Here is a 13,479-nt window from a genome sequence, read left to right as displayed (position 1 = left end):
GACCTTTGTTTCTCAGCGGTTGGTCCGGCCGGTGGCCCAGCTGTCGCGCTGGGCGGGCGGGGTTCCACGGTCCCGGTGGGTGTCCTTTCTGGTTGTCGGGGTGGGTTGGGGCTGGTCAGGGTGCTGGTAGTGCCTGCAGACGGGTGATGGCGCAGGTGATCAGGTCGGCCCATTTCCAGCGGTGAGCGAGGCGCAGGCGGAGCTGTCTGGCGCCTTTGACCAGGCGTCCGGCTGCGGAGAACAGCCGTAGGCGTAGTCGTTTGGGTTCCCAGCGGCGGGCGGGGTGGTCGTGCAGGGCGAGCATCTGCGTCCAGGCGTCCAGGCGGTCAGGTCGGTGGCGAGGGCGATGAGTTCGAGCCAGAGCTGGTTGGCGGCGAAGCCGTGCAAGGGGAGGTTGCGTGGTCCGGTGTCTTTGGCGCAGCGGATGCGGTCTTCGCAGCGGGCGCGGCGGCGGTGGCGTAGTTCCAGGTCGGCGAGCCGGCCGTGGCGGGTGCCGGTGACGAAGCAGGTGAAGCGGTGCCCGTCGATGTCGGTGAAGCGCAGTTGGGCGCCGGGTTGCGGGCGTTCGCGACGGACGATGACACGCATGCCCTTGGGCCAGCAGGACAGGTCGAGCATGCCGGTGATGTCAGCGACCCAGGCGCCGGGCCGGGGCTTGCGGTCAGCGTCGCAGGCATGCTGCCAGGCCCGCTCGGGGACCTGGCCGAGCGCGGCGCAGATGTCGTCGGTGAGGTTGAACCCGATCGAGTACTTCAGCCGCCGGCTGGTCACCCAGTTCAGGAAGCCGTGGGTGCCGCCGCCGCAATCGGTCCGGATCAGGACCTGTTTGTGCAGGCCGACCGGGATCTGGGCGAGCGCGAGCCGACCGGCGGTGATGTGGTCGGCGGCGGTGTTGGATCCGGCGTTGCCCATGCACAGCAGCAGGGCGGCGGCCTCGCCTGTGCCTTCCGGCCCGTGATCGATGAACGCCGTCATCGGGTGGAATCCGAAGGTGCGTTTCCAGGTCGGAGCCGCCTGCTCCTTTTCCGAGTGCGCGATCACGATGGTCGCGTCCAAATCCAGTGGGATCATCTCACCGCGGGCGCCCGGGGCAGCGTCCCCGGCCAGAGCCCAGGCCCTCGCCCGTGCTTGCGCGCGGGCCCGGCGGATCGCCCTCAATGCCTTCGGCCCAGTCCGTGCCAGGCTTGTGACCAGCCGCGACACCGTCGGATCGGAGGCCACCGGCCCGAACACCTCCGGTGAGGACCGCAGCACCGCGATGTCGGCCAGGCAGTCACCGCCCAGAGCCAGCGTCACCGCCAGGTCGCACAAGACCTTGCCCGGATCATGCACCGCACGCGGTGCTCGCCACCGCTCCAGACCCGCCGACAACCCCTGCTCCAGACCGGTCGCCCGCAGGGTCTCAAGCAGAAGAAGGCCACCGGCCTGGCAGACGATCCCTGCACCATCCGAGGACACAACGATCTTGGCCTTCCGGCCGATATCATTCACCTGAAAAGTGCCTTCCAGCCATGGGTAGATCGTGACTTCGCAATCCCGATCCTTCCAGGCCAGAGGCACTTTTCTCATATCAACGATCAGACCAACACGGCCCCACGCGAAAGCCCGAGGCTAGACCTGTCCACAGCGGTCCAGATCGGTCTGTTGACCTGGGCACTCAGGCCTGAGAGGTTCCATCGCCGTCCAGCCTGGTCCAGGGACATGGTTAATGGAATCGTTAGCAGCCCCGGGCGTGTCAGGATCTTCTTGTGGCTGAGGAACGACTCGAAAGCACGGGAGGAGGGGCGGCGAGCAAAGCGATGACCTCGCCCACGTGCCGCCACGCCCTCGTGGTCGAGACCCCGAATCCCGTGGCCCCCTCGGCGAACGTTTCACTCGTACCCAGGTAGACCAGCACCAGCAGCGCCTGACGGCCAGAGTGCAGCTTCCGCCAGGCCGATCAGGGCGTGGCTCGCTGTCGACGGATCACCTTCGGTGAGGTAGGCGAGGTTCGGCGCGACAACGACAGTGCAGCACGATACAAAGCACCTGAAACTCCTGGACTCGGAAATAGATCTTGGTCGATTGACTCTCCTACCAGGGGGTTCGCTACGTTCTTCTTCTGACACGCCGCCCGCGATCAGCCCGTGACCTCAAGCAGTGCGCGACCACAATGAAAACGGCTTGCCGCGCATACCGAACTCTGTATCGAGCTCCATGGCTGCCGTTTGTCAGTGTTGCCTCGTAAGGTTGCCATCGACGGCGCTTTCAGGAGGAGGTGGGCATGGCGAACGGTATGGCGTCTCCCGAGGCCACGGGCGGCGCCGGGACGCTCTTTGAGTACCGGGTGGCGGCGTTAGCGTTCAGCAGGCTTCTACGCGGTGCGCACGTGCCTGTGGGGATAGATCTGCCCGTGGAGAGTGTTGCGTTGCAACAGCGGGTCGCGGGGAGCGTGCTCGACGACATCGTCATGCGGGCGAGTTCCGCGCACCGCAGCACGTCGATCGAGTTCCAGGTCAAGAAGACGCTGGCCATCACCGGCAGCAGCGAGGCGCTCATTTCGGTTCTTGGCCAGGCAGCAGAAACTTGGAGGACACGCGAGCACAGCCTTCAGAGCGGACGTCTTCTCCTTGGAGTTGCAGCCAAGGGACCGGAGGACGAGCTCCGCGAGCTTGAGATCTTGGCGACCAAGGCGCGCGCTCACAGCTCCCTTGCCTCCTTCAAGCTCCTGCTCACTGAAGGAGTGACCAACCGGGGACTGCGTGCCCGTTATGAACACATCGTCACGGCGTTGGGCGCTGCGACGAGCAGGGCGGAACGTCCTGAAGCCGAACACCTCGCCCACCGGGTGTTGTCGCGGCTCCGTGTCTGGCAGGTCGATCCGGCGGAGGATGGACGCGATTGGCGTGCCGGCCTCGACGATGTGAGCTGTCTCGCCCAACGCAGCGGCCAGACGGCGGACGTACTGCTTGATCGGCTGGTGACGCTTGCCGAGGCGATCGGTCCCCACGCCGGCGACCTGGACGCCGACACGGTCCGCGCCCGCTTCCACAGCAAGTACTCCGTCGACCTCACCACGTCGGAGTCTGTGGCCTCGCTATTGACAGGCGGTGTCCGTGTGGAGGGCAACGGGCCGACGTTCATTGGCCAGTCCCATGTCTTCCACGGGTTGACCATCAACACGCACGGGCCGTCCCCTTCCCCCAAGGAGCAGGAATGACGTCCTTCAGCCCGACGTTTCACGGCCCAGGTTGGGCCGCACACCAGATGGTGTTCCTCATGGGCGACGAATCTGTCGAGCCTGTGCCTGTTACTTCTGAGGAACTGCGCCCCACAGACGACGACGTGTTCGTCCATCCCGACGGCCGGGACTGGCTGGAGAGCGACCGAATTGTCGCTGAGCTCGGCGTACTGGTAATCGTCGGCGACCCCGGAACAGGACGCGGCACCGCAGCTCTACGCAGGATGCGTGAACAGTGCCGCACCGACCGACTCTTCCGGCTGGAAGCCAACTGGGACCAGCCGAAGGCAAGACTGCTCCCTCCCGCGCAGCCGGGCCACGGGTACATCCTCGACCTGTCGGAGTACGGCAAGGCCCCATCCACCGCCTTCGGCACAGAGCTACGCTCCTGGGCCGCGCAAGCAGGTGCATATCTTGCCGTGCTCATTTGTGCAGCCAAGACGGACGAGCAATGGCTACGTCCGCTTCGCGACCAGATCGTCCGAATCCCCACCCCCGCCAGCAAGAGTCTCGCCACCAGCATGCTGCAGAGCACCGGAGCGGTTCACCTCGTTGCGCGTCTGAATGACGATGCCTTCAGCGCGATCTGGGAATCCTCGCCTCGCGCCAGTGAGGTGTCCCGGCTGGTGGGAATCCTTCGAGCCACGAATCCGGATACCCCGAACCAAAAGATCACCGAGGAATTCCTCGGCTGGCAGGACTGGTTCAAGAACGACTGCCCCCGCGACTTTGGGTTGCGCACGCTCATCTGGTCAGCCGCCATGTGCGACGGCGGCCAACGCAAGTCGGTGCTAGCCATGTCTGAAGCGCTCCACGAACATCTCGGCGACAAACGGACACCCGTAGAAGTTTTCTCAGACGCTTTCGCCTCCCAAAGACTGGAGGACGCCAAGATCTCCGGTCCGAAGGACGGAGTGCGCCTGGACCCCCAATCTCATGGACTGGCCGCAGCCGTCCGTCTCCATCTTTGGGAGCAGTTCGAGAACTATCGGAAAACGCTGCTTGACTGGTCCGTCGGCTGCGTGCTGGAACTCGATGCCGATGACGCTCGATGCGTGGTCGCCTCGCTCATGGATCTTGCGGTTCGCCTCAAGGACCATGCTCTCGTTCAAGAACTTTTCGACGCACTATCGGGCAAGCGGCCTGAGCTGCTGGTCGAGGAGTTGTCGAAAGCGGCACTTGATCCGGTTCTTGGTGCCTACGTCCGAGGCCGCCTGTACACCTGGTTGGCCGCCAAACCGTCGCAGGAGAAAGTCGACGTTGTCGCCGCTGTGTGTGGCGGACAGTTTGGTCAAGCCAAACCCGGGCTGGCGCTCACCCGGCTCGGGCGTGCAGCTCTGAAGTCCCCCAACCCCATCAGCCCCGCCTTGATGGAGGCATTTACCTCGCTCGGAGCCTCCAAACACCGGCGACTGGTTCTCGACACGATCCAGCGATTGCTCAGCAAGACCGAACTGGAACGAGCGGGCGTCGTAGCGTTCCTGTGCCTGGCGGGGACCGAACGAGGCATGGTCGTGCTGTGCGGCGACGGTGGTCGTGAACTCGCATCCGCACAGGGTGGTGCGGTGATCGCCAAAGCTTTCCAAAAGGCCCTCGACCACGAGGACACTCACGACATCGCTGTCGGGACGGCGCGGCTGTGGAGGGATGCCGCAGATCATGGCCTGCTTGACCGAGATCGTGTCATTGAACTGTTCGGCGCCGCGATTGGGCGGGACGTCAAACGTGGTCTCCTTCCTGCTCTGGCCGACGACGATCCCAACGGCATCAACGGCTTCGTCGGTGACGTCTTGGAGTACTTGATTCAACGATCACAGGACCGGACGGCCGGGAGGGACACGGCTGAGGAGCCCGAGAGCCTGGGTGAGTCGCCAAGAGCCGATCGGCCGGTCACAATGGCCATCCCCGACGCGTCCACCGGAGAGATTTCTCTCGAACGGCAGGGAACCGCTAGTGCCGATGAGGCGTGATGCAAGGCTCCGGCGAGCGCGGTCTGCACGGATCACGATTACTCTGCCGACCACTGTGCCCGGCATCTTTTTCTTGGGGAGGGGGCGGGTCTGGTACCGCCCTCTCCAAAACGAGGAGCCCGTCTCGAACGAGGAGCCCACCTCGTCGGCTTCACCTCACCCGAACGCCGGGGCGGCACGTGCTGCGGCCTTCGCCAAGGTGAACAGCGTGGCCAGCAGAATCACAAGAGATCTCTTCCCGGAGCAAGTTTTCGAAGCCGAACAAAGCGTGACCGTGGCGCTAGCGCCCTGGCAGCCGACATCGGCTTACCGGGATATCGAGTACCGCGGCCGCCTAGAACTAACGCTGCCCGAACACGACCTGGCACGCTCAGAAGCGTTCGCCCAAGCACGCCGGGCAGCCCGGCTCGATGTAGTTCTGGCCGAGGACGCCTCCGCGTCTCTATGTAAGAGTCATCTGGCTGACATCACCCGAGCCCGGCTGTGGTGGCTAACTCAATACCTTAGCCAGCCCGGCCCTGACCTCTCATGGAAGGCGTTCGACGAACACGTCCGACCGCTCGTCGCCGAAGTCCACCGTCCTGAGAGCGACATCGACAGGTTGGCGCACATCCTCCTCACGACTACGGACCGAATTAGCGAGGACCCTCGGCTCCAGCGAACCCTCCTCCAGGTCTTTCAAGCAGTCTTCGAGATGATGAACTGGACCGACCTCGCCGCCCAGATCAACGACTTCAACCACCAGTTCGGCCAGGGCAAACTCGACCACCAGTGAGTCGGTAGGTCAGATAGGCACGCTCGCGGACTGGTCATCCAGAACATAGAGGCTGTGGCCTGCACACCCTATTTCGAGATGGCCCCCTTTTTCCCGAGAACAAGGTGATCCGGACCGCAGGGCCGGCCCCGGCCCGAGGACCGGAAGCGCCGCGTTAGCCGATTGCCCCTACCGTTACGGCGCGATGCCACCCTCAGCAATCGTCACGGACTCAGTCCTTGTATTTCCACCGCATCCCCGTCCCCCTCGCGATCACCACGTCGGCAGGGGCCGGCGGCCCGGTCTCGCCCTGGTCTCGGATGAGCACGCCCTTGCCCTGCTGGCCGATGACCAAGCCCTCGGTGCGCAACACGCTGATGGCCGACTTCACCACGCTGGCCGACACCTGCGCAACATCCCGATACCCGTCGATGTGTCCAAGCTGGAATTCGTGTGCGTGGCTGCGCCGCGTCCTCGAGCGATGAACAAGCAGACTGGCGCTCGACCTTGAACCGACCCTGATCGCTCCGACGACGAAGATCAGAGATGGTTAGAAACATGCTCAGCGCCTGGCAAACCGGCCCGAGGAACAGGAAGCTGCTTAGTGGCACGTGGTCGTCAGCGTTGAAAAGACCCCGAGCCTGGTGGCTCCGGGGTCTTTTGGCTGGTCAGTGAGGTGGGCAGGGGCGGGGTCGAACCGCCGACCTTCCGCTTTTCAGGCGGACGCTCGTACCGACTGAGCTACCTGCCCGTGACGTTCCCCTGACGGGGGCGTCTCGGCGGTCCTGACGGGACTTGAACCCGCGACCTCCACCTTGACAGGGTGGCGAGCACTCCGAACTGCTCTACAGGACCTTGCGTCCCCGAGCCTACAGGCTCCGGGGGCCACCTCTGACCGGGGTGAACCGCCCTTGGCAACGTCCGAGAGCATACGCGATGCGTGAGACATGCGCCAACTCGTTTGCGTTGGCCTGGAAGCGCCTCAGAGCTCGGGATCCCGGGGCCGGCCGAGCACCGCTCCGACCCCGCTGACCAAGTTGATCAGCCTCAGCCGGGGGCGGCGCGGGCGCCCGGCGGCGGCCCCGTCCGGTGCGTTGCCCGGCCTCGGTACGGGGCCGGACGCGGGCGAATCCGGGCCGGGCGAATCCGGGCCGGGCGAATCCGGTCCGGGCGCCGGGGCAGAGCCGGGCACCGGGGCCGGGCCGGGGAGCCGGTCGGGCAGTGTGACGGGCAGCGGCTCACCGGCGATGGGCGGCTTCCACAGCTCCAGCTCGATCGCCCGGCTCAGGGATCGCCGCAACCGGCCGTGACGGCGGCGGACCGGGGTGGGCGAAGGCGGGGGAGGGGAAGGGGGAAGCCTGCCGGGTGGCAGGGCCACCCGCGGCTTGGCAAGCCTGGTCGGCTTGCTGCGGCCGCGCAGGATCACGGACTTGCCGAGGTCCCAGTGCCGGGTCTCGTCGGGGAGCGCGGCGGCGAGGACCCTGCCGGCGGCGAGGACCCCGTCGGGTGAGGCCTTGGCCAGGTCGCTGAGGCGCGCGGCCTCGTTGACCGGATCGCCGATCACGGTGTACTCGAAGCGCTGCTCGGCCCCGATGTATCCGGCGACGACGGGCCCGGCGGACACGCCGATGCCGGCTCGTACCTGGGGGACGTCACGGCGGAGCCGGAGCGCGAGCTCCCGGGCGGCGGCCAGCGCGTTGCCGCCGGGGTCGGAGAGCTCGGCGGGGGCGCCGAAGACGGCCAGGGCGGCGTCCCCTTCGAATTTGTTGATCCACCCCTGGTTGTGGTTGACGGCGTCCACGACGACGCCGAAGAAGGTGTTGAGCAGCGAGACGACCTCGCCGGGCGGGCGGGTCTCGGCGAGCTGGGTGGAGCCGGCCAGGTCGACGAACAGGACGGCCACGTCGCGGGTCTCGCCGCCGAGCTCGATGTCGTGGCGGAGTGCGAGCTCGGCGACGTCCTCGCCGACATGCCGGCTGAACAGGTCCCGGAGCCGTTCGTGTTCGCGCAGCCCGGCGACCATGTGGTTGAAGCCGGTCTGCAGCAGCCCCAGCTCGCTGGCGTCGTAGACCTCGACCTCGGTGTCGAGGTCGCCGCGCTCCACCTGGGCCATGCCCTCGCGTACGGACTGGATGGGGTCGCCGATGGCCCGGGAGCCGACGTAGGTGACCTGGAAGCCGACGACGAGCGCGATGCCGCCCAGCCCCAGGATCGCGATGGCCAGTTGCGTGGTGCTCATGCCCGGCACGGCCAGCGCGGCGATGGCCACGCAGATCAGGCCGAGGACCGGGATGGTGGTGCCGAGGGCCCAGCCGATCATCGCGCGGGTGGTGACGCTGACCGGCCGCCTGCCGTGGCTGCCCGGCGGCGTCACCGCCAGCACCAGGGCGGCGGCGGGACGCAGCAGCCGTTCGGCCAGCAGATAGACGATCGCGCAGGTGGTGATGGCACCGAGCAGGCAGGTGAGCCCGATCTTGAGGGCGAGCAGGCCCGAGAAGAAGCCGTTCAGCAGGGCCCAGGCGAGTGCGCCCGCGACCCACAGTGTGCCCTGCACCATGGTCAGCCGCAGCGGGCCGTACAGCACGGCGTGCCGCTGTTCGTCATCGGGTACGCCGCCGTCGCGTACCAGATGACGGACCGGCCGGAAGAGATGGAGCCCCCAGGCGAGTGCCACCGGCCCCGCGATCACGGGGTACGAGAAGAACGCGATGAAGTTGACCATCCGGACCTGCGCGGTGTCGACGTCCGGAGGGCTGGGGATCACGAAGGTCGCGAACAGCAGGACGACGAGAGCGCCGCCCGCGTTGGCGACCACCACGGTGAAGGCGAGTACCCAGCGGACCCGGAGTTCGAGCACGGTCTGCGGCACTCCCGGCCAGCCGGCCACCCGGGCAGCGATCCGCTTGGCCTTGGATCCGAGACTCCGGCTCACCGCCCTGCCGGTCACGTGTACCCCACCTCTCAGCGCCGGGCGTCCGCCGCACTGGACAGGGAATGTCACTCTACTTTGCAACGCGGTCCCGGCAGGGCTTGGGGCCTCCCCGGAACGGGCCGCACGGGAGAGCCCGCGGCGTCGTCCACACCCTGTGGACGACGCCGCGGGCTCTGCCCGTGCGGAGCTAGGTCGTGATCTCCGCGCGCAGTGCCGCGATGAACCAGTCGAACACCGGGGCCAGGCTCGGCTGGGTCGGCCAGCCGTTGATGGTCGCCAGCAGCTGCCAGTACCGCTCGGCGCGTGGATCGGCGGCGGTCTCCATCCGCTCCAGCAGCGAGCGGCGGTAGGCGAGGTCGTCGGTACGGCCGAACGCCGTCGCGTAGGCGGTGACGATCTCGTCCACGAACGGCCGGGCGCGCTCGGTGGCGGGCTCGACGCCCGCGGACCGGGCGGCGCCGACCTGCTCCACGACGACGTCCCCGAGCCGCTTGTGGACGCCCATCTCGTCGCCGTCGCCATTGAGGCGGTCGGCGGCCTGTCGTTCGGCCATCCGGCGGACACTCGCCTTGAACTCGGGGTCCTGGACCAGCTCGGCGAGCTCCACCCACGCCTCGACCTGCTCGGGAGCGGGATCGTCGGGCAGTTCCGGCATGGCCGATCGCATCATCGCCACGAACTCGGGGATGACGTCCAAGCCGCCGAACGTCTCGTCGATGAAGTCGTGGAGGATGCGCCGCCGCTCCTCGTCGGACAGTTTGGCCAGTTTGTGCATGAGCTCCATCTCCTCGGGACTGGACCCGCGCTTGGCCACGGCTCGCAGTACGGCGCGACGCAGCCGCAGAGCGCGGATCTGCACGTCCACCGCCTCGGCGTGCGCCGCCGCGACCTCGGTGACGGAGACCTCGCGAGCCAGCACCCGCTGGATGGTGGCGAGGTCGATGCCGAGGTCGCGCAGCGTACGGACGAGGTCGAGACGGGCCAGTGCGTCGAGGTCGTACAGCCGGTAGCCGGCGGGGCTGCGGTCGGTCGGCGGCACCACACCCGAGTCGGAGTAGAACCTGATCGTCCGTACCGGCAGGCCGGTGCGGCGGGCCAGTTCGCCGATCGTGTAGAGGGTGCCGCCGTCCATGTCCCTCACCCTGCGGTCTCCAGCCGCTGGAGACTCAAGCCCTGACGGGAGCGCATGTCACGAGAGGGCTCCGGGGCCGAGATGGGCGGCCGCGACCCGTTTCGGCACGACCATGCGCCATGCCTCGACGACCAGCTCCCGGAGCTCGGACTCGTCGATCGAGGACAGCCGTACGTGGACCCAGTTGAAGCGTTCGTCGGAGGGCCTGGGCATCTGGAACTTCCCGGGCTCGGCGGCCACCAGCGCGGCCCGCTCCTCCTTGGGGAAGGCGAACCCCATGACGGTCTCGTCGGCGGAGAGCGCCAGATAGACGATCCGGCCGACCCGGAACTTGACGCGCTCCCGGATCAGGTGTTCTTCGGTCCGTGGCAGGGAGGTCGCCAGCCTCCGTACGTCATCGAGCGTCACCATCGGTGTTGTCCCCTCAGCCGGCCGGCCACGTCTGGAGCCTGGATAGATTGGCACGATGACCGCCTCGACGCTCGTGAATTTCCCCTCCGGACACGTCGGCGGAGTCTCGGTGATCGTCGAGGTGATGCCCGTGCCGGGCGGGCTCGGCGTGGTCGTCGAGGAGACGCCCTTCCATCCGCTGGACCCTACCTGGCCGGATCAGCCCGCAGATCTGGGCACGATCACCGTCGGCGGCACCGGCCACACCGTGACCGACTGCGTGACCGCCGCCGTGCCGCACGACGGTGGCCGGCCCGTCCTCGGCTCCGACATCCCGGTCCGCCGCGGGGCCGAGGGCTGGCACTGGCTGGTCGCGCATGTGGTGGACGCGGAGCCCGGTGACCTCGCGGTGGGGGACGAGGCGGTGCTGGCGGTCGACGCCGTACGCCGCGACGCCCTGTCGGCCGGCCACACCGGCTGCCACCTGGTGGCGCTGGCGCTCAACGAGACCCTGGGCGGCCGCTGGCGCAAGGAGGTGCCGCCCGACGCCCTGGGAAGCCCGGACTTCGACCGGCTGGCGATCACCTCGTCGAGGATCCTCGAGTACGGCAGCCGGGACGAGTACCGCCTGGGCAAGTCCCTGCGCAAGAAGGGCTTCACCACCGAGGGACTCGACGCGGACCTGCCCGAGCTGACCCGGCTGGTCAACGAGCGGGTGCGGGAGTGGGTCGCCGAGGACGCGCCCGTGTGGATCGACGCCCCCGGCCCCGAGCTGACGGCCCGGCGCACCTGGCACTGCGGGTTGCGAAAGGGCGAGGCGAGCATCGCCTGCGGGGGCACCCACCTGCGCCGTACGTCGGAGCTCGGTGCGGTCGCCGTGACCCTGGAGCTCTCGGCGGACGGCACGACGCTGGTGATGGACACCCGGGTCACCGTGCCGGCCGGTGCTGCGAGCTGACTCACTCGCCGGCGCGGGTGGCCGCCTTGACCGGCTCGGGCTCCGGCGTGTCCCGGCGGATCTTGACCAGGCTGGCCACGGCGGTGACCATCATGGTGCCCGCGATCACCGTCAGGGACAGCCAGATCGGGATCTCCGGAGCCCACGAGACGTGGTAGCCGTGCAGCGCCTCCAGGATGAGCTTCACCCCGATGAAGCCCAGGATGAACGCCAGCCCGTGACTGAGGTAGACCAGCCGCTGCACCAGGCCGCCCAGCAGGAAGTACAGCTGCACCAGGCCCATCAGGGCGAAGGCGTTGGCGGTGAAGACGAGGTAGGGCTGCTGGGTGATCCCGAAGATGGCGGGGATGGAGTCCAGGGCGAACAGCAGGTCGGTCGATCCGATGGCGACCATCACGATGAACAGCGGGGTGAACAGCCGCCGGCCGTTCCGGCTGACCGAGAGCCGTGCCCCCTCGTACCCGGCGGTGGTCGGCAGGACGCGCTTGCTCCAGCGCAGCAGCGCGTTCTCCTTGAACTCGTCGTGGTCGTGGCCGCGCGCCAGGCCGACCGCGGTCCAGATCAGGAACGCGCCGAAGATGAAGAACAGCCACTGGAACTGGGCGATCGCCGCCGCGCCGACCGCGATGAACAGGCCGCGCAGGATCAGCGAGATCACGATGCCGTACATCAGCACCTTGTGCCGGCTGGTGACCGGCACGGCGAACCGCGTCATGATCACGTAGAAGATGAAGAGGTTGTCGACGCTCAGGCTCTTCTCGGTGATGTAGCCCGCGAAGAACTGCGCCGCCGGTACGCCGCCGGAGAACACCAGGATGCCCAGGCCGAACAGCACGGCGAGCACGATGTAGAAGGTCGACCAGACCGCCGCCCGGCGTGGGGTGAACTCACGGGGCTCGCCGCGATCGATCAGCAGGAGATCGGCGACGATCAGGGCGATCAGCCCCGCGACGGTCAGGGCCCAGACCCACAGCGGTACGTTCATGTTCAGACCTCCGGCGGCAGACGTGTACGCCGGAGGTCTCTCCCGTCCGCATCGAGAAATCGAGACTGCGAACCGACGGTGCCGGGCCCTACTCCGCCGAGCGGAGCGGGCCGTGCTGACGACACTGCCGCGTAGGGATACTCCCCTCCATGTTCTGTGTACAACTCGCCTGGCAGCCGATTTAGTTCCTGGACCACCAGGGATCACCAGGTAGGACGCAGGTGACCGGGCCGGGCGATCAGTGCGAGGTCGTCGCGGAGGGCGCGGAGCCGCTCCTCGCCGAGGCGGGCGGCCCAGGGCCGGATCGTCTCCGCGGCGGCCTCCTCGGCCGCCCGGGTGCAGGCCCAGCCCCGCTCGGTGAGCACGATGAGCCGGGCCCGCCCGTCACTGGGATGGGGGTGGCGCTCGACGTAGCCCTTCTGGATCAGCTCGTCGGTCAGCTGGCTCGCGGCCTGCCTGGTCACCCCGAGATGGTCGGCCAGCTCGCTGACCGTCGCGCCCCCGGGGGCCAGCCGGGCGAAGGCGAAGCCGTGCGCGGGCCGGAGATCGTCGAAGCCGTGGGCCGTGACGCCCGCGTGGATGCCGTCGACGAGGGCGCTGCCCGCGGCGAGCAGCAGGGCGGCCAGGGCCATGGCGTCATCGTCGTCCACCCGCCAAGTTTGACATAGTGCGCAAGCTCCTTGACTATATAGGCAAGCTACTTGCCTATCTGGAGGTCCAGCATGCCTGTCATCCACGCCCCGGAGGCCGTCGTCCACGAGCTGCACGGCGCGCGTTTCACCGCCTACGCCAACCCCGCAAGCGGCAGCCGGGAGCTGTGCGCCTGGCGGCTGGAGGTGCCGGCCGGCTCACGAGGGCTCGCGCACACCGTCAGCCGTGAGGAGGTGCTCCTGCTGATGAAGGGCGCCCTGTCGATCACGATCGACGGCACGATGACCCCGCTCGCCCCCGGTGACGCCGCCGTCGTCCCGGCCGGTGCCACGCTGTGCGTGGACAACGACGGCGAGGAGCCCGCCGCCGCCTGGGTCACCACCAGCGTCGGCCTCGAGGCCGTGCTGGCCGACGGGACCCGGATCGCCCCACCGTGGACCCGTTAGACAATCCGGCCGAAACGCCTTCCAAACGGAATTCCGCTATG

12 protein-coding genes, 2 tRNA genes and 1 pseudogene are annotated in these 13,479 nt (G+C 67.8%); 5 read left to right on the top strand and 10 right to left on the bottom strand.

Going from position 1 to position 13,479, the window contains the following annotated elements:
* Positions 1-115 precede the first annotated feature (115 nt).
* Both ACRYCC_RS39090 and ACRYCC_RS39085 read right to left on the bottom strand, forming a co-directional pair.
* Positions 116-1,491 (bottom strand): annotated as a pseudogene (locus tag ACRYCC_RS39090) (IS1380 family transposase).
* Between the two features lie 244 nt (positions 1,492-1,735).
* A complete protein-coding gene (locus ACRYCC_RS39085) occupies positions 1,736-1,924 on the bottom strand; it encodes a transposase family protein (protein ID WP_433819150.1) in 189 nt (62 codons plus the stop codon).
* 339 nt (positions 1,925-2,263) lie between these two features.
* On the opposite strand from ACRYCC_RS39085, the gene ACRYCC_RS39080 reads away from it, so the two are divergent.
* The 3 genes from ACRYCC_RS39080 (at position 2,264) to ACRYCC_RS39070 (ending at position 5,965) form a co-directional block, all read left to right on the top strand.
* Positions 2,264-3,199, top strand: a complete 936-nt coding sequence (locus ACRYCC_RS39080; RefSeq protein ID WP_433819124.1) for a hypothetical protein — start codon at positions 2,264-2,266, stop codon at positions 3,197-3,199.
* Entirely contained in the window at positions 3,196-5,190 is a 1,995-nt protein-coding gene (locus tag ACRYCC_RS39075) for a hypothetical protein (RefSeq protein WP_433819123.1), read from the top strand. Before ACRYCC_RS39080 ends, ACRYCC_RS39075 begins: the two co-directional genes overlap by 4 nt.
* A 208-nt stretch (positions 5,191-5,398) precedes the next feature.
* Positions 5,399-5,965 carry a hypothetical protein gene (locus ACRYCC_RS39070; protein ID WP_433819122.1) on the top strand — a complete coding sequence of 189 codons (567 nt, stop codon included), beginning with the start codon at positions 5,399-5,401 and terminating at the stop codon, positions 5,963-5,965.
* Between the two features lie 211 nt (positions 5,966-6,176).
* On the opposite strand, the gene ACRYCC_RS39065 is transcribed toward ACRYCC_RS39070, so the two are convergent.
* From ACRYCC_RS39065 to ACRYCC_RS39040, 6 genes are all read right to left on the bottom strand, one after another.
* Positions 6,177-6,350 carry a hypothetical protein gene (locus ACRYCC_RS39065; protein WP_433819121.1) on the bottom strand — a complete coding sequence of 58 codons (174 nt, stop codon included), beginning with the start codon at positions 6,348-6,350 and terminating at the stop codon, positions 6,177-6,179.
* A 271-nt stretch (positions 6,351-6,621) separates the two neighbouring features.
* A tRNA-Phe gene (locus ACRYCC_RS39060) sits at positions 6,622-6,695 on the bottom strand.
* 29 nt (positions 6,696-6,724) lie between these two features.
* Positions 6,725-6,799: transfer RNA gene (locus ACRYCC_RS39055), tRNA-Asp, on the bottom strand.
* A gap of 127 nt (positions 6,800-6,926) precedes the next feature.
* Complete coding sequence (locus ACRYCC_RS39050; protein WP_433819120.1) at positions 6,927-8,891, bottom strand: adenylate/guanylate cyclase domain-containing protein; 1,965 nt, start codon at positions 8,889-8,891, stop codon at positions 6,927-6,929.
* A 172-nt stretch (positions 8,892-9,063) separates the two neighbouring features.
* Positions 9,064-10,008: a MerR family transcriptional regulator gene (locus tag ACRYCC_RS39045; RefSeq protein WP_433819119.1), complete on the bottom strand. Its 945-nt coding sequence runs from the start codon at positions 10,006-10,008 to the stop codon at positions 9,064-9,066.
* 57 nt (positions 10,009-10,065) lie between these two features.
* On the bottom strand, positions 10,066-10,419 hold the full coding sequence (locus ACRYCC_RS39040) for an MmcQ/YjbR family DNA-binding protein (protein WP_433819118.1): 354 nt from the start codon (positions 10,417-10,419) through the stop codon (positions 10,066-10,068).
* A 55-nt stretch (positions 10,420-10,474) separates the two neighbouring features.
* On the opposite strand from ACRYCC_RS39040, the gene ACRYCC_RS39035 reads away from it, so the two are divergent.
* Positions 10,475-11,356 (top strand): alanyl-tRNA editing protein, encoded by an 882-nt coding sequence (locus ACRYCC_RS39035; RefSeq protein WP_433819117.1) that lies wholly within the window; start codon positions 10,475-10,477, stop codon positions 11,354-11,356.
* Position 11,357: 1 nt separating this feature from the next.
* Here ACRYCC_RS39035 and ACRYCC_RS39030 read toward each other — a convergent pair whose 3' ends face one another.
* On the bottom strand, positions 11,358-12,341 hold the full coding sequence (locus tag ACRYCC_RS39030) for a TerC family protein (protein ID WP_433819116.1): 984 nt from the start codon (positions 12,339-12,341) through the stop codon (positions 11,358-11,360).
* 203 nt (positions 12,342-12,544) lie between these two features.
* Positions 12,545-12,991 (bottom strand): MarR family winged helix-turn-helix transcriptional regulator, encoded by a 447-nt coding sequence (locus tag ACRYCC_RS39025; protein WP_433819115.1) that lies wholly within the window; start codon positions 12,989-12,991, stop codon positions 12,545-12,547.
* Positions 12,992-13,063: 72 nt separating this feature from the next.
* On the opposite strand from ACRYCC_RS39025, the gene ACRYCC_RS39020 reads away from it, so the two are divergent.
* On the top strand, positions 13,064-13,438 hold the full coding sequence (locus tag ACRYCC_RS39020) for a cupin domain-containing protein (RefSeq protein WP_433819114.1): 375 nt from the start codon (positions 13,064-13,066) through the stop codon (positions 13,436-13,438).
* Positions 13,439-13,479 lie beyond the last annotated feature (41 nt).

This window comes from Actinomadura scrupuli, from assembly GCF_050971785.1.
GTDB classification, from domain to species: Bacteria; Actinomycetota; Actinomycetes; order Streptosporangiales; family Streptosporangiaceae; genus Actinomadura_E; species Actinomadura_E scrupuli.
The sequence above is the reverse complement of the archived record's forward strand: the minus strand, read 5'-3'. Positions and strand labels throughout refer to the sequence as shown.

What these genes read in the sequence shown, in the direction of transcription:
- ACRYCC_RS39080 (WP_433819124.1), top strand. Translation starts at nt 2,264, where the DNA reads ATGGCGAACGGTATGGCGTCTCCCGAGGCCACGGGCGGCGCCGGGACG.
- ACRYCC_RS39075 (WP_433819123.1), top strand. Translation starts at nt 3,196, where the DNA reads ATGACGTCCTTCAGCCCGACGTTTCACGGCCCAGGTTGGGCCGCACAC.
- ACRYCC_RS39045 (WP_433819119.1), bottom strand. Translation starts at nt 10,008, where the DNA reads ATGGACGGCGGCACCCTCTACACGATCGGCGAACTGGCCCGCCGCACC.
- ACRYCC_RS39040 (WP_433819118.1), bottom strand. Translation starts at nt 10,419, where the DNA reads ATGGTGACGCTCGATGACGTACGGAGGCTGGCGACCTCCCTGCCACGG.
- ACRYCC_RS39035 (WP_433819117.1), top strand. Translation starts at nt 10,475, where the DNA reads ATGACCGCCTCGACGCTCGTGAATTTCCCCTCCGGACACGTCGGCGGA.
- ACRYCC_RS39030 (WP_433819116.1), bottom strand. Translation starts at nt 12,341, where the DNA reads ATGAACGTACCGCTGTGGGTCTGGGCCCTGACCGTCGCGGGGCTGATC.
- ACRYCC_RS39020 (WP_433819114.1), top strand. Translation starts at nt 13,064, where the DNA reads ATGCCTGTCATCCACGCCCCGGAGGCCGTCGTCCACGAGCTGCACGGC.